The 19,221-nt window shown below is 69.7% G+C and carries 18 protein-coding genes; 7 read left to right on the forward strand and 11 right to left on the reverse strand.

Going from position 1 to position 19,221, the window contains the following annotated elements; translation table 11 throughout:
• Positions 1 to 149: 149 nt before the first annotated feature.
• The 3 genes from J7I98_RS00130 to tyrS are packed head-to-tail and all read left to right on the forward strand — an operon-like array spanning position 150 to position 4,382.
• Positions 150 to 1,673, forward strand: a complete 1,524-nt coding sequence (locus J7I98_RS00130) for a TldD/PmbA family protein (protein ID WP_214914107.1) — start codon at positions 150 to 152, stop codon at positions 1,671 to 1,673.
• Positions 1,670 to 3,061 (forward strand): metallopeptidase TldD-related protein, encoded by a 1,392-nt coding sequence (locus J7I98_RS00135; protein ID WP_214914109.1) that lies wholly within the window; start codon positions 1,670 to 1,672, stop codon positions 3,059 to 3,061. The genes J7I98_RS00130 and J7I98_RS00135 overlap by 4 nt, the downstream gene beginning before the upstream one ends.
• A 52-nt stretch (positions 3,062 to 3,113) precedes the next feature.
• On the forward strand, positions 3,114 to 4,382 hold the full coding sequence (tyrS, locus tag J7I98_RS00140) for a tyrosine--tRNA ligase (RefSeq protein WP_214914112.1): 1,269 nt from the start codon (positions 3,114 to 3,116) through the stop codon (positions 4,380 to 4,382).
• A 78-nt stretch (positions 4,383 to 4,460) separates the two neighbouring features.
• On the opposite strand, the gene J7I98_RS00145 is transcribed toward tyrS, so the two are convergent.
• Positions 4,461 to 4,736, reverse strand: coding sequence for a GlsB/YeaQ/YmgE family stress response membrane protein (locus tag J7I98_RS00145; protein ID WP_214914115.1), 276 nt, complete (start codon positions 4,734 to 4,736; stop codon positions 4,461 to 4,463).
• 214 nt (positions 4,737 to 4,950) lie between these two features.
• Between J7I98_RS00145 and J7I98_RS00150 the strand changes: the two genes are divergently transcribed.
• The gene (locus J7I98_RS00150) at positions 4,951 to 5,325 is read left to right on the forward strand and encodes a DUF3099 domain-containing protein (RefSeq protein WP_214915514.1); all 375 of its coding nucleotides are present in this window, start codon (positions 4,951 to 4,953) and stop codon (positions 5,323 to 5,325) included.
• A 188-nt stretch (positions 5,326 to 5,513) separates the two neighbouring features.
• Entirely contained in the window at positions 5,514 to 5,765 is a 252-nt protein-coding gene (locus J7I98_RS00155) for a hypothetical protein (protein ID WP_214914118.1), read from the forward strand.
• A 32-nt stretch (positions 5,766 to 5,797) separates the two neighbouring features.
• Here the strand turns inward: J7I98_RS00155 and moaA are convergent, their stop codons facing one another.
• The 3 genes from moaA to J7I98_RS00170 all read right to left on the reverse strand — a co-directional run bounded on the left by moaA (position 5,798) and on the right by J7I98_RS00170 (position 9,012).
• The gene (gene moaA / locus J7I98_RS00160) at positions 5,798 to 6,787 is read right to left on the reverse strand and encodes a GTP 3',8-cyclase MoaA (RefSeq protein ID WP_214914120.1); all 990 of its coding nucleotides are present in this window, start codon (positions 6,785 to 6,787) and stop codon (positions 5,798 to 5,800) included.
• 195 nt (positions 6,788 to 6,982) lie between these two features.
• Positions 6,983 to 8,626, reverse strand: a complete 1,644-nt coding sequence (locus J7I98_RS00165) for a cation acetate symporter (protein ID WP_214914122.1) — start codon at positions 8,624 to 8,626, stop codon at positions 6,983 to 6,985.
• Positions 8,623 to 9,012: a DUF485 domain-containing protein gene (locus tag J7I98_RS00170; RefSeq protein ID WP_374225045.1), complete on the reverse strand. Its 390-nt coding sequence runs from the start codon at positions 9,010 to 9,012 to the stop codon at positions 8,623 to 8,625. Before J7I98_RS00170 ends, J7I98_RS00165 begins: the two co-directional genes overlap by 4 nt.
• A gap of 242 nt (positions 9,013 to 9,254) precedes the next feature.
• Here J7I98_RS00170 and J7I98_RS00175 point away from each other — a divergent pair, with 242 nt between their 5' ends.
• Both J7I98_RS00175 and J7I98_RS00180 read left to right on the forward strand, forming a co-directional pair.
• Positions 9,255 to 10,790 carry a S8 family serine peptidase gene (locus J7I98_RS00175; protein ID WP_214914124.1) on the forward strand — a complete coding sequence of 512 codons (1,536 nt, stop codon included), beginning with the start codon at positions 9,255 to 9,257 and terminating at the stop codon, positions 10,788 to 10,790.
• A 55-nt stretch (positions 10,791 to 10,845) separates the two neighbouring features.
• Positions 10,846 to 12,408: a S8 family serine peptidase gene (locus J7I98_RS00180; protein WP_214914126.1), complete on the forward strand. Its 1,563-nt coding sequence runs from the start codon at positions 10,846 to 10,848 to the stop codon at positions 12,406 to 12,408.
• Positions 12,409 to 12,532: 124 nt separating this feature from the next.
• Here the strand turns inward: J7I98_RS00180 and J7I98_RS00185 are convergent, their stop codons facing one another.
• The 7 genes from J7I98_RS00185 to J7I98_RS00215 all read right to left on the reverse strand — a co-directional run bounded on the left by J7I98_RS00185 (position 12,533) and on the right by J7I98_RS00215 (position 19,209).
• Complete coding sequence (locus J7I98_RS00185) at positions 12,533 to 13,288, reverse strand: lysoplasmalogenase (RefSeq protein ID WP_214914129.1); 756 nt, start codon at positions 13,286 to 13,288, stop codon at positions 12,533 to 12,535.
• The gene (locus J7I98_RS00190; RefSeq protein WP_214914131.1) at positions 13,285 to 14,172 is read right to left on the reverse strand and encodes a sterol desaturase family protein; all 888 of its coding nucleotides are present in this window, start codon (positions 14,170 to 14,172) and stop codon (positions 13,285 to 13,287) included. The genes J7I98_RS00185 and J7I98_RS00190 overlap by 4 nt, the downstream gene beginning before the upstream one ends.
• Before the next feature lie 91 nt (positions 14,173 to 14,263).
• Complete coding sequence (locus J7I98_RS00195) at positions 14,264 to 14,977, reverse strand: VIT family protein (protein WP_214914134.1); 714 nt, start codon at positions 14,975 to 14,977, stop codon at positions 14,264 to 14,266.
• A gap of 24 nt (positions 14,978 to 15,001) precedes the next feature.
• Positions 15,002 to 16,234 carry an amidohydrolase family protein gene (locus tag J7I98_RS00200; RefSeq protein ID WP_214914138.1) on the reverse strand — a complete coding sequence of 411 codons (1,233 nt, stop codon included), beginning with the start codon at positions 16,232 to 16,234 and terminating at the stop codon, positions 15,002 to 15,004.
• Entirely contained in the window at positions 16,231 to 17,517 is a 1,287-nt protein-coding gene (locus tag J7I98_RS00205) for an amidohydrolase family protein (protein ID WP_214914141.1), read from the reverse strand. Before J7I98_RS00205 ends, J7I98_RS00200 begins: the two co-directional genes overlap by 4 nt.
• Positions 17,518 to 17,527: 10 nt before the next feature.
• Positions 17,528 to 18,412 (reverse strand): SDR family NAD(P)-dependent oxidoreductase, encoded by an 885-nt coding sequence (locus J7I98_RS00210; protein WP_214914143.1) that lies wholly within the window; start codon positions 18,410 to 18,412, stop codon positions 17,528 to 17,530.
• On the reverse strand, positions 18,412 to 19,209 hold the full coding sequence (locus tag J7I98_RS00215) for an acetoacetate decarboxylase family protein (RefSeq protein WP_214914145.1): 798 nt from the start codon (positions 19,207 to 19,209) through the stop codon (positions 18,412 to 18,414). Before J7I98_RS00215 ends, J7I98_RS00210 begins: the two co-directional genes overlap by 1 nt.
• Positions 19,210 to 19,221: the final 12 nt, after the last annotated feature.

A 19,221-nucleotide genomic window follows, 5' to 3' on the forward strand; every position in this document is an offset into this window, starting at 1 on the left:
GAAGCTATCGGTACCGGGCCGCGTACGGAGAATCGGGGCCTGACAGCGCCGTACGAAAGTCACTGTCGGGTCCCTACAGAAAGTAGTGGGCACGGGGCCCCCGGGCGCGACATGATCGGGGTGACCGGTCTCGACGACAGGAGTCATCCGTGCCTCATTCCATCGACGAAGCGTTCACGGCGCTGCCGTTGCGCGCGCTCGCCGACGCGGCGCTCGCGCGTGCTCGCGCGCTCGGCGCCGATCATGCCGATTTCCGCTTCGAGCGGGTGCGCAGCGCGACCTGGCGGCTGCGCGACGCCAAGCCATCGGGTACCTCCGACACCACGGACCTGGGGTATGCGGTACGGGTGGTGCACGGGGGCAGTTGGGGGTTCGCTTCCGGCGTCGACCTGACCATGGACGCGGCCGCCCGGGTCGCGGGCCAGGCCATTGCGATGGCGAAGCTGTCGGCGAAGGTGATCAAGGCGGCGGGGTCGGACGAGCGGGTTGAGCTGGCCGACGAGCCGGTGCACGCCGACCGGACGTGGGTCTCGGCGTACGACATCAATCCGTTCGATGTACCGGACGACGAGAAGTCGGGGCTGCTCACCGACTGGAGCGCGCGGCTGCTGGCGGCCGAGGGGGTCGCCCATGTGGACGCGTCGCTGATGACCGTGCAGGAGAACAAGTTCTACGCGGACACGGCCGGCACCGTCACCACCCAGCAGCGGGTGCGGCTGCATCCGCAGCTCACCGCGGTCGCCGTGGACGACAAGAGCGGCGAGTTCGACTCGATGCGGACCATCGCGCCGCCGGTCGGGCGCGGCTGGGAGTACCTGACGGGGACCGGCTGGGACTGGGAGTCCGAGCTGGAGCAGATTCCCTCGCTGCTCGCCGAGAAGATGCGCGCGCCGAGCGTGGAGGCCGGGACGTACGACCTGGTGGTCGACCCGTCGAATCTGTGGCTGACCATCCACGAGTCGATCGGCCACGCGACCGAGCTGGACCGGGCGCTGGGCTACGAGGCGGCGTACGCGGGGACTTCTTTCGCCACCTTCGATCAGCTCGGGAAGCTGGCGTACGGCTCCCCGATCATGAATGTGACGGGTGACAGGACCGCCGAGCACGGGCTCGCGACGGTCGGGTACGACGACGAGGGTGTCGAGGCGCAGTCCTGGGATCTGATCAAGGACGGGACGCTCACCGGCTACCAGCTGGACCGGCGCATCGCGAAGCTGACGGGCCTGGGGCGGTCGAACGGCTGCGCCTACGCCGACTCCCCCGGCCATGTGCCCGTACAGCGCATGGCGAATGTCTCGCTCCAGCCGGATCCGGGCGGGCTTTCGACCGAGGATCTGATCGGGGGCGTCGAGCGCGGGATCTACGTCGTCGGTGACCGGTCCTGGTCGATCGACATGCAGCGGTACAACTTCCAGTTCACCGGGCAGCGCTTCTTCCGAATCGAGAACGGGCGGCTCGCCGGGCAACTGCGCGATGTCGCCTACCAGGCGACGACGACGGACTTCTGGGGCTCGATGGAGAAGGTCGGCGGCCCGCAGACGTACGTGCTGGGCGGCGCCTTCAACTGTGGCAAGGCCCAGCCGGGCCAGGTGGCGGCGGTCTCCCACGGCTGCCCGTCGGCCCTGTTCCGGGGCGTGAACATCCTCAATACGACGCAGGAGGCCGGTCGATGAGCCGCACAGCCAAGCCGTACGAGATCGTCGAGCGGGCGCTGGAGCTGTCAACGGCGGACGGCTGCATGGTCATCGCCGACGAGCACTCCTCCGCCAATCTGCGCTGGGCGGGCAACGCCCTCACCACCAACGGCGTCACGCGCGGGCGCACTCTCACCGTCATCGCCACCGTCGACGGCGCGGAGGGCACAGCGTCCGGTGTGGTGTCGCGGTCGGCCGTCACCGCCGACGAGCTGGAGCCGCTGGTACGGGCCGCCGAGGCCGCCGCGCGCGGCGCCGGGCCGGCCGAGGACGCCCAGCCGCTGGTCACCGGAGTGCCCACGTCCCCCGACTTCACGGACGCACCCGCCGAGACCTCCTCCAGCGTCTTCGCCGACTTCGCGCCCGCGCTCGGCGAGGCCTTCGCCCGCGCCAAAGCCGGTGGGCGTGAGCTGTACGGGTTCGCGAACCACGAGACGACCTCCAGCTACCTCGGTACGTCGACGGGCCTGCGCCTGCGTCACGACCAGCCCAACGGCACGCTGGAGCTCAACGCCAAGTCCCCGGACCGTACGCGCTCGGCCTGGGCCGGTCATGCCACCCGCGACTTCAAGGACGTGGACCCGGCCGCGATGGACGCGGAACTGGCGAAGCGCCTGGGGTGGGCGGAGCGCAAGGTCGACCTCCCGGCCGGGCGGTACGAGACGCTGCTGCCGCCGACCGCCGTGGCCGACCTGCTGATCTACCAGCTGTGGTCGTCGACGGCCAGGGACGCCGCGGAGGGCCGCACCGTCTTCAGCAAGCCGGGCGGCGGCACCCGGATCGGCGAGACGCTGTCCGAGCTGCCGCTGACGCTGCGCAGCGACCCGAACGAGCCGGGCCTGGAGTCCGCGCCGTTCGTCATCGCGCACTCCTCCGGCGACGACTCGTCGGTCTTCGACAACGGACTGCCGCTCAACGCCACCGACTGGCTGCGCGACGGCAGGCTCGAACACCTGCTCACGACCCGGCACAGCGCGGGCCTGACCGGGCTGCCGGTGGCTCCCGGGATCGGCAATCTGATCCTGGACGGCGGGGGCGGGCGTTCGCTGGACGAGATGGTGGCTTCCACGGAGCGCGGGCTGCTGCTGACCTGCCTCTGGTACATCCGCGAGGTCGACCCTGCGACGCTGCTGCTGACCGGGCTGACCCGGGACGGTGTCTATCTCGTAGAGAACGGCGAGGTCGTCGGCGAGGTGAACAACTTCCGGTTCAACGAGTCGCCGGTCGACCTGCTGTCGCGGGCCGCCGAGGCCGGACGCAGCGAGAAGACGCTGCCGCGTGAGTGGGGCGACTGGTTCACCCGGGCCGCGATGCCCGCGCTGCGTATCCCGGACTTCAATATGAGCTCGGTCAGCCAGGGCGTATGACGCCCATAGACTGGCCGGGAGACTTCCCATCATTTCGAGGAGAGACAAGACCGTGACGGACATCGTCGACGAGCTGAAGTGGCGCGGGCTGTTCGCCCAGTCCACTGACGAGGACGCACTGCGCAAGGCGCTCGCGGACGGTCCGGTCACGTTCTATTGCGGCTTCGACCCGACGGCGGCCAGCCTGCACGTGGGGCACCTGGTGCAGGTCCTCACCGTGCGCCGGCTCCAGCAGGCCGGTCACCGGCCGCTCGCCCTGGTGGGCGGGGCCACCGGCCAGATCGGTGACCCGCGGCCCACCGCGGAGCGCACGCTGAACGACCCGGAGACGGTCGCGAACTGGGTGGCGCGGCTGCGCGCCCAGATCGAGCCGTTCCTCTCCTTCGAGGGGCCGAACGCGGCCACCATGGTCAACAACCTGGACTGGACCGCGGAGATGTCCGCGATCGAGTTCCTGCGGGACATCGGCAAGCACTTCCGGGTCAGCAAGATGCTCGCCAAGGACTCGGTCGCCCGGCGGCTGGAGTCCGACCAGGGCATCAGCTACACGGAGTTCAGCTACCAGCTGCTTCAGGGCATGGACTTCCTGGAGCTGTACCGGCGCTACGGCTGCACCCTCCAGCAGGGCGGCAGCGACCAGTGGGGCAACCTCACGGCGGGTCTCGACCTGATCCACCGCCTGGAGCCGCACGCGAACGTGCACGCGCTCGCCACCCCGCTGATGGTCAAGGCGGACGGCACCAAGTTCGGCAAGTCCGAGAGCGGTGCGGTCTGGCTGGACCCGGAGATGACCACGCCGTACGCGTTCTACCAGTTCTGGCTGAACGTGGACGACCGGGACATTTCGCCGTACATGCGCATCCTCAGCTTCAAGAGCCGTACGGAGCTGGAGGAGCTGGAGAGGCTCACCGAGGAGCGCCCGCAGGCCCGCACGGCCCAGCGCGCGCTGGCGGAGGAGCTGACGACGCTCGTGCACGGCGCCGAGCAGTGCGCGGCGGTCATGGCCGCGTCGAGGGCGCTCTTCGGCCAGGGCGAGCTCGCCGAGCTCGACGAGGCGACGCTGGGCGCGGCACTGTCCGAGCTGCCCCACGCGACGGTCGCCGAGCTCGGGTCCGTCGTGGACCTGTTCACGGAGGTCGGCCTGTCGCCGAGCAAGTCGGCCGCCCGACGTACGGTCCGGGAGGGCGGGGCCTACGTGAACAACGTCAAGGTCACCGACGAGGACGCCGTACCCGGGCGGGAAGAGCTGCTGCACGGCCGCTGGCTGGTGGTGCGCCGGGGCAAGAAGAACCTGGCGGCGATCGAGGTTGCCGCCGGCTGAGTCGCTTCCGCACGGCAGAGCGGCCGGGTGCGCGATTCCGCGCTCCCGGCCGCTTCTCGTTGTCCCGGCTCGTATGCGTCAGGCCCGCTCTCTGGTGCCCTTCCTCGATGTCCAGAGCATGTCGCCCACTCCGACGATCACGACGGCGCCGATGAGCTGGAACAGGTGGCGGAACCAGTCGATGCCGCGGGTCTCGTCGACGCCGAGCCCCCGGGCGACGGAGTTGCCGACGATGCTGCCGAGAATGCCGAAAATGACGGTGAGCCACAGCGGAATCTGCTGCTTGCCCGGGATGATCGCCTTGGCGATCAGGCCGAGGACCAGGCCCACGATGATCGCCCACAACCAGCTCATGTCGCCTCCTCGTGCGGCGCCGTGTGCGCATGTGCGCCCAGTCTCGGACCGCCCCCGGTACGGCGCATGCCCGACGGCGCCATACGTGGCCGGGCGGTCGCCGTGCGCGCAGGGCTGGGGATCCCCCGGTCTCGAACGCGGCGCAGGCGCGGCGTAACGTGGAATGCGTCCGGTCCGGGGAGTGTCCGGCACACGAATCGGGTGGTGGAACATGATGCGGAAGCACAGCAGCGCCGAGGTCTTCCGGATCACAGGAGCCCGGCAGTCGCTGGCCGACGACGTGCGTGGCCGGCAGCGCCGCTACGTCATTTCGATGTCCGTACGGACGGTTTCATTCATCCTGGCCGCGGTCCTGTGGAACGTGGAGCGGCCCGTCGCGATCGTGGCCCTGGTACTGGGAGCGCTCCTTCCGTACATCGCCGTGGTCATCGCCAACGCGGGGCGGGAAAACGCACCTTCACTGCCCTCGACCTTCGTCCCCACACCCGTGCGCCCGGCGCTCACCGCCTCCCCCGAACCGGCCTCCCCGGAAGCCGAGCCGGAGGCAGCTGAACCCGGCCGGGGTCAACGGGCGCCTGACCAGAGCTGATCCCGTCCGGTCCGCAAAGCTCAAGAAAAGCTCAGATCAATCATGAAGTTCCGGTGCACCGCACCCCATGTCGCGTGACATACTTCGTAGGCGCTCCGCATCCCCCGTCGGAGCGACGGACCGACGCCGGGCAGCTCCCCCCGTGGCTGCTCGGCGTCGCCATTTGGGGCTGACCTAGGGTTGAGCGCGTGAACTCCCCTGATGCTTCCGATTCCAGCGCACCGGTCTGCTCCGCCAAGGGCTGCCGCACCCCCGCCGTCTGGGTCCTCGCCTGGAACAACCCGAAGCTGCACACTCCGGAGCGCCGCAAGACCTGGCTGGCCTGCGACGAGCACCGTGAGCACCTGTCCCAATTCCTCGGCGTACGCGGCTTCTTGAAGGATGTGGTGACGCTCAAGGAGTGGGAGGAGTCCACCGCCGGAGACGACCAGGACGGCTGAGACCAAGAGGGCTGAGACGACCGATCGGCGTCTCAGCCTCCGATGGCCGACATCGGACGGTCGGGCTGCAGGAAGGACGGGTCGTCGAGACCGGAGCCCGCCTTCTTGCCCCACATCGCCAGCTTCCAGAGCCTGGCTATCTCCTCGTCCGGGGCGCCGGAGCGAAGGGCACCACGCAGGTCCGACTCCTCACGGGCGAACAGGCACGTGCGCACCTGGCCGTCGGCGGTGAGCCTGGTCCGGTCGCAGGCCCGGCAGAACGGGCGGGTGACGGAGGCGATGACGCCGACGCGGTGCGGACCGCCGTCGACGACCCAGCGCTCGGCGGGGGCCGAGCCGCGCTCGTCGTCGCCCTCCGAGGTGAGCGTGAAGCGCGTACGCAGCGACTCCAGGATGTCACCGGCCGTAATCATGCCGTCGCGCTTCCAGCCGTGCTGGGCGTCGAGCGGCATCTGCTCGATGAAACGCATCTCGTAGTCGTTCTCGACGGCCCAGGCGAGCAGGTCGGGGGCCTCGTCGTCGTTGAGCCCCGGCATCAGCACGGCATTGACCTTGACGGGGGTGAGGCCCGCGTCACGGGCGGCCGCCATGCCGTCGATCACGTCGTGGTGCCGGTCCCGGCGCGTGAGGGTCTTGAAGACGTCGGGGCGCAGGGTGTCCAGCGAGACATTGACCCGGTCCAGGCCGGCCGCCTCGAGGGCGACGGCGGTGCGCTTGAGGCCGATGCCGTTGGTCGTCAGGGACATCTGGGGGCGCGGCTCCAGGGCGGCGCACCGCTCCACGATGCCGACGAGGCCGGGGCGCAGCAGCGGCTCTCCGCCGGTGAAGCGCACCTCGGTCACGCCCAGGTCCGTCACGGCGATCCGTATCAGCCGGACGATCTCGTCGTCGGTGAGCAGATCCGGCTTGGCCAGCCACTGCAGGCCCTCTTCCGGCATGCAGTACGTACAGCGGAGATTGCAACGATCGGTGAGCGAAACACGCAGGTCAGTGGCGACCCGGCCATAAGTGTCGATAAGCATCCTCGGCCCCCTCCCCGATCCGGAATTCGTCTTGGTCCAACGCTGTCGAGCCTACGCGACGCGTCTGACAACAACAGGGGCCCGATGCCACGAGGAGCACAGTGGCCGCGTCGTACGACTCTACGACGCGGCCAGGGCTCACGATTGTGGAATGTGCTGTGGATTGTGCGGTGGATCCTGCTGTGGCACCTGAGGTCAGTGCGCTCCGATGCCCGTGAGGGACTTGACCTCCAGCTCCGCGTACTTGCCGACGTCCGGCTCCTCCTTCGACAGTACGGACCCGAGCCAGCCGAGCAGGAAGCCCAGTGGGATCGAGATCAGCCCCGGGTTCTCCAGCGGGAACCAGGCGAAGTCCGCGTCGGGGAACATCGACGACGGCTTGCCCGAGACGACCGGCGAGAAGAGCACCAGGGTCACGGACGAGATCAGGCCGCCGTAGATCGACCACAGCGCGCCCTGCGTCGTGAACCTCTTCCAGAAGAGGCTGTAGAGGATCGTCGGCAGGTTGGCGGAGGCGGCGACCGCGAAGGCGAGGGCGACGAGCCCGGCCACGTTCAGGTCGCGGGCCAGTGCGCCCAGTGCGATGGAGACGATGCCGATGGCGACCGTCGCCCAGCGTGCGGCGCGTACCTCTTCCTTCTCGGTGGCCTTGCCGCGCCGGATGACGTTGGCGTAGATGTCGTGCGCGAACGACGACGAGGACGCCAGGGTGAGGCCGGCGACGACCGCGAGGATGGTCGCGAAGGCGACTGCGGAGATCACGGCGAGCAGGATCGCGCCGCCCGGGGAGTCCGCGCCGCCGCCGATTTCCAGGGCGGCCAGCGGGGCGGCCGTATTGCCCGCCTTGTTGGAGGCGACGATGTCGCCGGGCTTGAGCAGCGCGGCGGCGCCGAAGCCGAGCACGATGGTCATCAGGTAGAAGGCGCCGATGATGCCGATCGCCCAGTTCACCGACTTACGGGCGGCCTTCGCCGTCGGCACGGTGTAGAAGCGGATCAGGATGTGCGGCAGGCCGGCGGTGCCCAGGACCAGGGCGATGCCCAGCGAGATGAAGTCGAGCTTCGAGGTCCCCGTGGCGCCGTACTTCAGGCCGGGCTCCAGGAACGCCGAGCCCTTGCCGCTGTTGGATGCCGCCGTACCGAGCAGGTCGGAGAGGTTGAAGTTGAACTTCAGCAGAATCAGGAAGGTGATCAGCAAGGTGCCCGCGATGAGCAGGACGGCCTTGACCATCTGGACCCAGGTGGTGCCCTTCATGCCGCCGATGGTGACGTACACGATCATCAGGACGCCGACGAGGGCGACGATGAGGATCTTGCCCGCGTCGCTGGTGATGCCGAGGAGCAGCGAGACGAGTACGCCCGCGCCCGCCATCTGCGCGAGCAGGTAGAAGATCGAGACGACGATGGTGGAGGTGCCTGCGGCAGTACGGACCGGGCGCTGGCGCATGCGGTACGCGAGGACGTCGCCCATGGTGTAGCGGCCGGAGTTGCGCAGCGGCTCCGCGACGAGGAGCAGTGCGACCAGCCAGGCGACCAGGAAGCCGATGGAGTAGAGGAAGCCGTCGTATCCGAAGAGGGCGATGGCGCCCGCGATGCCGAGGAACGACGCGGCGGACATGTAGTCGCCGGAGATCGCGAGGCCGTTCTGGAAGCCCGTGAACTGGCGGCCGCCCGCATAGAAGTCGGCGGCATTCTTGGTCTGGCGGCCCGCCCAGACCGTGATGAACAGGGTGGCGACGACGAACAGCCCGAAAAGGGTGATGATGAGCGGCCGGTGCTCGCTCGCGTCGCCGGCGGCGGCGAGCTGGACCGTGGCCGCCGTGGTCAGCGCGGTGCTCATGCGTCGCCCTCCATACGGGACTTGATCGCCTCGGACTTCGGGTCGAGCTGCGCGGCGGCGTGGCGCGAGTAGAACCAGGCGATGAGGAACGTCGTGGCGAACTGGGCGAGGCCGAGGGCGAGCGCCACGTTGATGTTGCCGAAGAGCTTGGTGCCCATGAAGCCGCCCGCGTAGTTGGACAGCAGGACGTACAGCAGGTACCAGGCGATGAACGCGACGGTCAGGGGGAAGGCGAAGGAGCGGTGGGAGCGGCGCAGTTCGCCGAATTCCGCGCTCTCCTGCATCTCGACGAATTCTTCCGTCGTGTGCCCTGCGGTGTGTTCTGCCGTGTGCTCTGCCTGGCTCAGGCCCGTGCCGCCCTCGGGCGGTGGTGCATCGGTTGCCACGGAATCTCCTCGCGACGCGGGTGCGGTGGGTGGGGTGGGCAATGTGACCTCACTGGTGGGGGACGGTGGTGCGTGTCTCCCTGTCAACGGCACGGGTCGCGCGACGACTCGGTTCAACATCGGCCATTATCTTTTCCCAACTCGTTGATACGAATGCATGATCGGCGCTAGCTTCACTCGTCACGTACCCGCTCTCGCGCACCCCGCGCAAGGGCGGCTTTCAAAGATGATGTGGAGAACCCATGGCTCATCTGGGATCCAGACGGCAGCGCAACCTGGCACTGCCCCTCGGACTGGCTCTCACGGCGTCGCTCGGCTTCCTGCCTGGAGCGATCGCCACCGCGGCGCCTCTCGAAGACCCGGTTACGGCCACAGCCGCCGCGACAGGCCCGAAGCTGTCGTACGTGGTGAACACCAACGGTGGCCACGGCACGACCGCTTCGGTGAAGAGGGCGATCGTCAGGGCCGGCGGCACCGTGGTGAAGGCGTACGAGCAGATCGGCGTCATAGTCGTCCACTCGCAGAACCCCGACTTCGGCAAGCAGATACGCATGGCGAAGGGTGTGGCGTCGGCGGGTGCCACCCGCACCGCGCCGCTCACCCCGGTCGCCACCACCGAAGAAGGCACCACGCAGAAGCTGTCGGCGGCCGAGGCCGCGAAGGCGGCCGAGGCGGCTGAGCCCGGGCAGGAGCCGCTGGAGGCCAACCAGTGGGACATCCGCGCCATCGGTGCGGACAAGGCCGCCAAGATCAATGACGGCAGCAGCAAGGTCACGGTCGGTGTGATCGACACCGGTGTCGACGACACGCACCCGGACCTCGCGCCGAACTTCTCCAAGTCCCAGTCGGCCAACTGCGTCGGCGGTGTGGCGGATTCGTCCGAGGGCGCCTGGCGTCCGTACACCGACGGCAGTGACCACGGCACCCATGTCGCCGGTACGATCGCCGCCCCGCGCAACGGGCTCGGCGTCACCGGTGTCGCGCCGGGCGTCAAGCTCGCCGGCATCAAGGTCAGCGAGCCGGGCACCAGCCTCTTCTTCACCGAGGCCGTCGTGTGCGGTTTCGTGTGGGCCGCCGAGCACGACATCGACGTGACGAACAACAGCTATTACGTCGACCCGTGGATGTTCAACTGCAAGGACGACCCGGACCAGAAGGCCCTCCTCGACTCCCTGACGCGCGCCACGAAGTACGCGGAGCGCAAGGGCGCCCTGAATGTCGCCGCGGCGGGCAACTCGAACTTCGACCTCTCGGCCGACGAGATCCTCGACGACTCCAGCCCCAATGACACCACCCCGGCCGACCGGCTCATCGACCCGTCCGAGTGCTTCGACGTGCCGACCCAGCTGCCGGGTGTCGTGACGGTGACCGCGACGGGCGACAAGAACGTCAAGTCGTACTATTCCAGCTTTGGTTACGGTGTCGCCGATGTCGCGGCCCCGGGTGGCGACAAGTACCAGATCCCGGCCACGCCCGACGCCAACGGCCGGGTCCTGTCGACCGTCCTGGACGGCGGCTACGGCTACAAGCAGGGCACTTCGATGGCCACCCCGCACGTCGCGGGCGTAGCCGCGCTGCTGAAGAGCACGCACCCGAAGGCGACTCCGGCGCAGCTCCAGGCGCTGCTCAAGGCGCAGGCCGACAACACCGGCTGCCCGAGCCATGTCTACGACGCGGCCGGCAAGTGGGTCGAGGCGACCACTTGCGAGGGCGACAAGAACTACAACGGTTACTACGGCTTCGGCGTCGTCGACGCTCTCGACGCCGTCAAAAGGTGACCGGCCGGCGCTCCGTCCACTTCCGCTCCGCCCACTTCAGCGAACCGGAGATCTCATGACGCCGCACCGCACCCTGCGTTCCAGCCGTACCGTGGCCATATCCGCGGGCATGGCCATCACCGCCGCCCTTGCCTTCCTGCCGGGCACCGCATCGGCGACATCGGCCGACGCCACCGGCGCGACAGGCATGGCAGATGCCCGGGCCGCGGTCGCCGAGGCCGCGGGTACGCCGCTCAGTTACGTCGTCAATGTCCGCCCGGGACACGGCAATGCGTCGAAGGTGAAGCAGGCCATCGGCAAGGCCGGCGGCACGATCGTCCAGGCGTACGACCAGATCGGCGTGATCGTCGTCCACTCGTCGAACGACGCGTTCGCGAAGACGATGCGCAAGGTCAAGGGCGTCCAGTCGGCGGGTGCCACCCGTACCGCGCCGCTGCCCGCCCAGTCGACGAAGGATGTCGGCACGCCGAAGGCGCTCACCGGCGCGCAGTTGGAGGCGGCGTCCGCGGACGCCGTCGCCGGTGAGGACCCGTTGCAGCCGCTGCAGTGGGACCTGCCCGCCATCAAGGCGGACAAGGCCCACGAGAAGTCGCTCGGCAGCAGGGACGTCACGGTCGCAGTGATCGACACGGGTGTCGACGACACCCACCCGGACCTCGCGGCGAACTTCGACCGCGAGGCGTCGGTCAACTGCGTGACCGGCAAGCCGGACACGACGGACGGCGCCTGGCGCCCGTCGGCGGAGGAGAGCCCGCACGGCACACATGTGGCGGGCGAGATAGCCGCCGCGAAGAACGGTGTCGGGGTCACCGGTGTCGCGCCGGGCGTCAAGGTCTCCGGCATCAAGGTGTCCACGACGGCCGGTTTCTTCTACACCGAGTCGGTCGTCTGCGGCTTCGTGTGGGCGGCCGAGCACGGCGTCGATGTGACGAACAACAGCTATTACACCGACCCGTGGATGTTCAACTGCAAGGACGACCCGGACCAGAAGGCGCTGGTCGACGCCATCGTCCGGGCGTCGCAGTACGCCGAGAAGAAGGGCGCGGTGAACGTCGCCGCGGCCGGCAACTCGAACTACGATCTCGCGGCGGACTCGATCAAGGACACGACGAGCCCGAACGACACCACACCGGTGCCGCGCGACATCGACCCGAGCGAGTGCCTCGACGCTCCGACCCAGCTGCCGGGCGTCGTCACCGTCGCTTCGACGGGGGCGAAGGGCCTGAAGTCGTCGTTCTCCAACTACGGTCACGGTGTCGTCGACATCGCGGCTCCGGGCGGCGACAGCACGGCGTACCAGAAGCCCGCGCCGCCGGCGGTCAGCGGGTTGATCCTGGGCCCGATTCCGGGCGGCCAGTGGGGTTACATGGCCGGTACGTCGATGGCCTCCCCGCACGTCGCGGGCGTAGCGGCGCTCATCAAGAGCACGCACCCGCACGCCTCGGCGAAGCGGATCAAGTCTCTCCTGGCGAGCCAGGCGGACGAGACGGCGTGCACCGACCCGTACGACATCAACGGCGACGGCAAGATCGACGCGGTGTGCGAGGGCGGTAAGAACTACAACGGCTTCTACGGGGTCGGCATCGCCGACGCGCTGGACGCCGTGACCAAGAAGTAGGTCGCTTCACGACTTACGCGTTACGAGTGCGCGGGCCGCCCGGTCTCTCTCCGGGCGGCCCGTCTCGCGTCACGGCTCACGGCTGGGCATGCGCAGCACCCGCCATGAGGCAGGTCCTCGGTACTCAGGCGGCTGTACGGCCTTCGCGGTACGCCACCGGGTCCTGGGCCCCGTCGCCGGGAGCCGGGGACGCCCGCCGCGCCAGTACGCCCATGGCCAGCAGACACTGCGCGGCCACGTAGGTGAGCATGATCCAGAAGTCGGGTGCGGGCAGCTGTGGCCACTCGGCGACGCCGGTCGCGATGAGAGTGTCGGAGAGCAGGAAGAGCGCGCCGCCGAGCCCGGCGTACAGCCCGAGGCCGCTCGCTCGCCACGCCATGGCGGTGAGCAGCAGGCTGTATCCGGCCACCGGGATGCGCAGTTCGACGGGGAGGTCGGGCCACAGGAGCGCGACCGTCGCGACGAGGGCGACGGCGTATCCGGCGCCGAGGAGCGGGTACGTGCGGCTGACGCCGTTGCTTCGTTGACGGCTGCGCCCGAACAGCACGAGATAGCAGACATGACCGGCGGCGAAGGAGCCCATGCCGGCCATGAACGCCGGCTCGGCGTCGGAGAGCAGGAAGACGTCGCCGCCCCACCCGAACAGCAGGGCCGCGACCAGCAGCCGGGGTGCGCCGCGCAGCATCGCGTACGCCGCGAGGAGCGGCATCAGCAGCGGCTTGGCGATCAGGTGCCCGGCGTCGGCCCCGGCGACGAGCGAGCCGAGGTCGGCGAGGGCCGCGACGCCGAAGCCGAGGAGGAGCCCCCGGGCCCACACCTCGCGCCGGTCGCGGACGCGGGCGCCGTCGGGCCGGTCCCCGGGGGTGGCGGTGGCGCTCATGCGGTGCGTCCTGCGGCGGCTTCCTGTGCCTGACCGGGGCCTGCCGGCTCCGCCGGGCGCGGCTGCCAGCCGGGGCCGCGGAAGATCCGGCCCGCCCGCTCGCGCCAGGTGGCTGCCGCTCGTACGTCGCGGGCGATGGCGGCGTACTCGTGGGTGGCCACGCGCAGCGGGTTGTAGGTGTCGATGTTCTTCGTCAGGCCGAAGACGGGCCGCTCGGTCTCGGCCGCGAAGGAGCGGAAGAGCCGGTCCCAGAGGATCAGGATGCCGCCGAAGTTCCGGTCCAGGTAGCCGCCTTGGGAGGCGTGGTGGACGCGGTGGTGGGACGGCGTGTTCAGGACGTACTCGAAGGGGCGCGGCAGCTTGTCGACGCGCTCGGTGTGCACCCAGAACTGGTAGACGAGGTTCGCGGAGGAGCAGAACGCGAGCGCGGCGGGATGCACACCGCACGCGATCAGCGGCACGTAGAACGGCCAGACGGTGAGCGTCGTCCAGGGCTGGCGCAGGGCGGTGGTGAGGTTGAACTTGCGGCTGGAGTGGTGGACGACGTGGCAGGCCCAGAGGATGCGGATGACGTGGTGGCCGCGATGCGACCAGTAGTAGAAGAAGTCCTGCGCGAGGAGCATCAGCGGGATCGTCCACCACAGGACGGGGACGCGGGCGGGTGTGAGTTCGTACACGGCCATGTAGATCGCGACGATCGGGATCTTCCAGAGGAGATCGAACGCGATGCTGCCGAGCCCCATGCTGACGCTGGTGACGGCGTCCTTGGTCTCGTACCCGGCGGCATCTTCGTCGGGATGGAGGCGGTAGCTCACTATTTCGAGCGCGGTGAGCAGTACGAAGGCGGGTATCGACCACAGCACGACATCGGGCAGGTTCGGCATGCCCGCACGATAGAGGCGCAGGTGAGCGCTCGGCTAGGGGTTGTTACCGCCAAGTATGTAAGACGTGATGTCAGCGGCTCCCCGGCACCCCCTAGACTCCCGCCGCACCCAGCAGCGACCCCGCCCCGTACGTCACCGCCATCGCCAGCGCCCCGCCCGCCACGTTCCGTACCACCGCAGGGCTCGGCGGTGCCGCGCCCAGGCGGGCGCTGCCCCAGCCCGTCAGGGCCAGGGCGACCAGGACCGAGATCACCGTGACCGGCAGGCGCCAGGACTCGGGCGGGAGGACGATCGCGAGGAGAGGGAGGAGGGCTCCGACCGTGAAGGCGACGAAGCTGGCGGCCGCCGCATGCCAGGGGTTGGTGAGCTCGTCGGGGTCGATACCGAGCTCCACGCGCGCGTGCGCGCGCAACGCGTCGCGTTCGGTGAGCTGTTGCGCGGCCTCGCGGGCCACGTCCGGGGAGAGACCGCGCCCGGCCAGCAGCTCTGTCAGCTCGTCGAGTTCGGCCTCCGGCTGCTCCCGGAGCTCCCGCTTCTCCTCGGCCAGCGCCGCCTTCTCGGAGTCGCGTTGCGTCGACACCGATACGTACTCCCCCGCGGCCATCGACATCGACCCGGCCAGCAGTCCGGCGAGACCCGCCGTCAGCAGCGCGGCGCGCTCGTCGGTCGCGCCCGCGACGCCGACGACGATGCCCGCCGTGGAGACGATGCCGTCGTTGGCCCCGAGCACCCCGGCGCGCAGCCAGTTCAGGCGCGCGCCGAGGCCGCCGCCGTGGGCCGCTTCCTGGGGTTCCGGTTCAGTCACTCAGGGAGGGTCTCACCCGTACGCTCACCACACGCGGACCGACCCGCCCGGTGCGAAGGCGGGGCTGGTCGCGTCCGGCGGGATCTCCTTCAGGGGCTCGGCGATCTCCGCGACGGTGGGTCCGGTCTTCGCCGCGACACGGTCGAGTGCGACGAGGTCGAAGCCGTACACGCGGGCCGCGTTGCCGCCCGCCATGGCCGCGACCTCCTCGCGTGGCAGGCCCGCGTACGCGATCCGCAGGCCCTCGCGGGAGTACGGAGTCGTGCCCTCGTCGTGGGGGTAGTCGGAGCCCCACATGATCTTGTCGAGTCCGATCCGGTCGCGGAGCGGCACCTCGTGCGGGCGCATGAAGCTCGCGCCGACGAAGCAGTTGTCGCGCCAGACCTCGCTGGGGCCCCTGCCCATCGAAGCGGCAAGGCCCGCACCGAACTTGGACTCGGCCGTGGAGGCGCCACGCGTCGCTGCCGCCACCAGACGTGAGTGGTAGTAGTCCAGCATTTCGATCACCCCCGGGATCCAGCCCGAGCCCTGTTCGGTGAGGACGAGTTTCAGGCCGGGGTGGCGTCGGAAAGCGCCGCCGAAGATCAGGTGCCACAGCGCCCGGTGCGAGAACCACGTCGTCTCCACCATGAAGACGGCGCGGGCCGCAGGTTCGTCCCCCAGCGGCGGGGACGCCGATCCGCCGTGGTGGTTGACCGGTACGTCCAGCTCTTCGCATACCGCCCAGATCGGGTCGTACAACTGCGAGTACAGCTCGGGTACGCCGGAACCGGGCGGCGTGCCGGGCAGCAGGATGCCGCCCGTGAGGCCCGCAGCCTTGGTGCGGCGGATCTCGCGTACCGCTTCGTCGACGTCGTTGAGGAGGATCTGCGCGACACCGGCCCGGCGGCCCGGAGCTGCGTCGCAGAAGTCGGCCAGCCAGCGGTTGTGCGCGCGCAGGCCCGCCCAGCGCTGCTCGTACTCCGCCTGGGACGGCGCCGGGGCCATGAGTGAGGCGGAGGGGAAGAAGGGCGGGATGGTGTTGGGGAAGACGACTTCGGCGACGATGCCGTCGGCCTCCAGCTCGGCGAGGCGGCGTGCGGAGTTCCAGTTGCGGTCGGCGGTGTCGGCCAGGAGGTCCTCGTACGGATTGACGTACGCCGCAGCCCATGCGTCGAAGTCGTCGTGGTGCTTCTTCTCCAAGTACGGCTTGTAGTCGAGGAGATCGGCGCCCGCGTGGCAGTCGGCCGAGATCACCGTGTAGCGGTCCGAGGTCATGGCGAGACCCCCAGTACCGGGAAGTCGTGGTCGGTGAGCCAGTGGCGGCCCACCTCACGCGACCTGGCCCACGACGCTTCGACGGGCCCCTGATCGTCGGGCTGGCCCAGCTCCTCCGGCGTCGGGCCGATGCGCCGTGCGAGCGGGGCGAGTTTCGCCGTGTCGAAGCCGAAGACGTCGGCGGCGGCGAGGCCGAGGATGCGGCGGGTCTCGGTCACCGGGATGTCGTGGAAGGTCCTCTTCAGCCACGCACGCGTGTCGGGCCAGGTGCCCTCGGGGTGCGGGAAGTCGCTGCCCCAGAGGATGTTGTCGACGCCGATCTCGTAGCGCTGGGCAAGTTCCCGGCGCTTGGTGTTGGTGGCGCAGATGAAGACCTGCCGGTCCAGGTACTCGCTGGGCGGGCGCTTCAGCTCGGCGAATGGGGAGAGTTTCTTTCCGCCGTGTGCGCCGAGGTAGAGGCGGTCCATGAACCACAGCTGGTTCGGCAGCCACCAGCAGCCCGACTCGGCGATACCGAACTTCAGGCCCGGGTGCCGCTCGAAGACGCCCGACCAGAGCAGGAACCACAGCGGCCTGGCCGGCCACCACGTCACCTCGGATACGTAGATGCCCAGGTGATCGCCGTACTCGTGGCGGGGCGCCGCGCCCGAGTGGGTGACGACAGGCATGGCCGTCTCGGCCGCCGCCGCCCACACCGGGTCGTAACGCCGGTCGTGGTACGGCGCCTTGTCGACCCACATCGAGGGGATCATCAGGGCGCCGAGCCCGGACTCCTTGGCCCGGTGGATTTCGGCCACGACCCTGTCCACCTCTCCCGTGACGGGGAGGAGGGCCACGCCGCAGTGGCGTGATGCGTTTTCGGCGTGGCCGCCCACGAATTCGGCCAGCCAGCGGTTGTGCGCCTGCGCGCCCGCCATGCCCAGCTCGGGGTCCTGGTCGCCGGAGAGGCCGAGGCCTACGCCGAAGGGCGCGGCGGTCTGGCTGTCGACGGCATCGGCGTCGGGGAAGACGACCTCGGCGGCCACCCCGTCGCCGTCGAGCTCCTTGAGGCGCTGGGCGGCGTCCCAACCGCCGCGCAGCCCCTCCTCGTTGTCCTGGAACCACTTGGCGGCGAAGGCTTCGTTGCGTACGCCCAGGCGCGTCATCTCCGCGCGGCGGGCATCGCGCTGCCCGAGGAATTCGTCGAAGTCGCGGTGGAAGGCGCTGTCCAGATAGGGCCGGTACTGCTCGGTCGGCAGCCCGGCGTGGCAGTCGGAGGAGATGATCAGGTACGGGTCTGTCATCGCACGTCCCTCAGTCCAGGATGAAACTTTCCAAGTACGACGGGTCGGCGCGGTCGAGCATCGACTGCGACCTCGCCCGGATCTGCCGGTCGCTGTGCTCGCTCGCCGGAAGCATCCAGAAGCGGTCGGCCCCGATCCCGTCCACGACGTGCTCGGCGACCTGCTCGACCGGCGTGAACTCGATCTCGTGCCCCGCGTCCTTCATTGCCGCCTCCCACTGACCGAGGCTGCGGTAAGGGGTCTTGCGGGGCCGCTCCTTGGCGTACCGCTCGGGACGGTTCCTGTGCGACTCCCACAGTCCGGTGCGGAGCATGTGCGGGCCGGGGAAGAGCACCGACGCGCCCACCGGCACGCCCTCCGCCTTCAGGTGGGCGTACAGCGACTCGGTCATCGTCACGACGGCCGCCTTGGTGACGGCGTACACGGAGGCGGTCGGCAGCGGCGCGATACCGCCGTCGGCCGACGACGTATTGACCACATGGCCCGGCTCGCCGCCCGCGATCATGCGCGGCACGAAGGCCTGGATGCCGTGGAAGACCCCCCACACGTTGACCGCGAACGCCCACTTCCAGTCGTTCGGTTCGTGCTCCCACATGCGGCCCTCGGCGCCCGACCCGACGCCCGCGTTGTTGCACAGCACGTGCACCGCGCCGAAGGTGTCGTACGCCGCGTCAGCGAGCGCGACGACGGACGCGCGCTCGCTGACGTCGACGGCGTGGGCCAGCACCTGCGCGCCCTCCTCGCGAAGTCCGGCCGCCGCCTTCTCCAGCGCGCCCTCCTCCACGTCCGCGAGGACGACCTTGAGACCTTCGGCCGCGAACCGGCGGGCCATCGCGAGCCCGATGCCGCTCGCCGCGCCCGTGACGACGGCGACCTGCCCCTCCGCCAGCCGCATCAGACGCTCCCTTCCGGCGGGCCGTCGAGGATCTGCTGCGGGTCGTCGTAGCGCTGGTGGATGTACGGCAACAGGGCCTGCGCGCTGACCCGTTCGGCCACCCGGCCCTTCTGGTCGGTGGTCTTCTCACCGATGGTGATGCTGACGAGGCGGCGTACGGGCAGGTCGGCGACGGGGTCGTACATCGACTCGCGCAGCACCACATCGCCCACGATCCGCTCCAGCTTCCGGACCTTCTCGTTGCGGGTGCAGTGCACGAGGACGGGGTCGGCGTCGAAGCCCCGTCCGTCCACCGCCGGCAGGAACTTGAAGTAGAAGTCCACCTTCTCCACCGGCTCGGGCAGCGGAAGCGGCCCCTCCACCGCGCCCCGCACCTCGACGAACGCGATGCCGTGCCGTGCGAGGGCCGCCCGTACGACCAGACCGTCGCGCTCGACGCTCACCTCGCCCAGCTTCTTCGGCTCCCCGAAGACCTCGCGGCCGCCGATGAGCGCCCGCTCGTGGGTCATCGGCATGACGAGGGGGTACCAGCCGGTGATCCCGTCGTGGACGGCCGCGACCGCCACCGAACCGGCGCCCAGCGGATATCCGGGCAGGTCGACCTTGCTGATGTTCGCCCGTACGAGCGCACTCCCGTCGGGCTTGAGCGGCGGCGGCAGTACGGCCGCCACCGCGTCCGGGTCGCTCTCCCAGACCGCCACCACACCGGTCGACCAGATGTCGGGGAGCTTGGTGCCGGTCTCGCGCGCGGCCCTGATCTCGGCCTCGGTCCGCGCGCCGTACCGTACGCGTGCCATGTCGTACCCGCC

This window comes from Streptomyces sp. ISL-98, from assembly GCF_018614055.1.
Taxonomy (GTDB): Bacteria; Actinomycetota; Actinomycetes; order Streptomycetales; family Streptomycetaceae; genus Streptomyces; species Streptomyces spiramyceticus.

Coding starts and splice junctions, on each gene's coding strand:
- J7I98_RS00175 (WP_214914124.1), top strand. CDS start 9,255: ATGGCTCATCTGGGATCCAGACGGCAGCGCAACCTGGCACTGCCCCTC.
- J7I98_RS00135 (WP_214914109.1), top strand. CDS start 1,670: ATGAGCCGCACAGCCAAGCCGTACGAGATCGTCGAGCGGGCGCTGGAG.
- J7I98_RS00145 (WP_214914115.1), bottom strand. CDS start 4,736: ATGAGCTGGTTGTGGGCGATCATCGTGGGCCTGGTCCTCGGCCTGATC.
- J7I98_RS00215 (WP_214914145.1), bottom strand. CDS start 19,209: ATGGCACGCGTACGGTACGGCGCGCGGACCGAGGCCGAGATCAGGGCC.
- J7I98_RS00165 (WP_214914122.1), bottom strand. CDS start 8,626: ATGAGCACCGCGCTGACCACGGCGGCCACGGTCCAGCTCGCCGCCGCC.
- J7I98_RS00190 (WP_214914131.1), bottom strand. CDS start 14,172: ATGCCGAACCTGCCCGATGTCGTGCTGTGGTCGATACCCGCCTTCGTA.
- J7I98_RS00180 (WP_214914126.1), top strand. CDS start 10,846: ATGACGCCGCACCGCACCCTGCGTTCCAGCCGTACCGTGGCCATATCC.
- J7I98_RS00150 (WP_214915514.1), top strand. CDS start 4,951: ATGCGGAAGCACAGCAGCGCCGAGGTCTTCCGGATCACAGGAGCCCGG.
- J7I98_RS00200 (WP_214914138.1), bottom strand. CDS start 16,234: ATGACCTCGGACCGCTACACGGTGATCTCGGCCGACTGCCACGCGGGC.
- J7I98_RS00205 (WP_214914141.1), bottom strand. CDS start 17,517: ATGACAGACCCGTACCTGATCATCTCCTCCGACTGCCACGCCGGGCTG.
- J7I98_RS00185 (WP_214914129.1), bottom strand. CDS start 13,288: ATGAGCGCCACCGCCACCCCCGGGGACCGGCCCGACGGCGCCCGCGTC.
- moaA (WP_214914120.1), bottom strand. CDS start 6,787: ATGCTTATCGACACTTATGGCCGGGTCGCCACTGACCTGCGTGTTTCG.
- J7I98_RS00210 (WP_214914143.1), bottom strand. CDS start 18,412: ATGCGGCTGGCGGAGGGGCAGGTCGCCGTCGTCACGGGCGCGGCGAGC.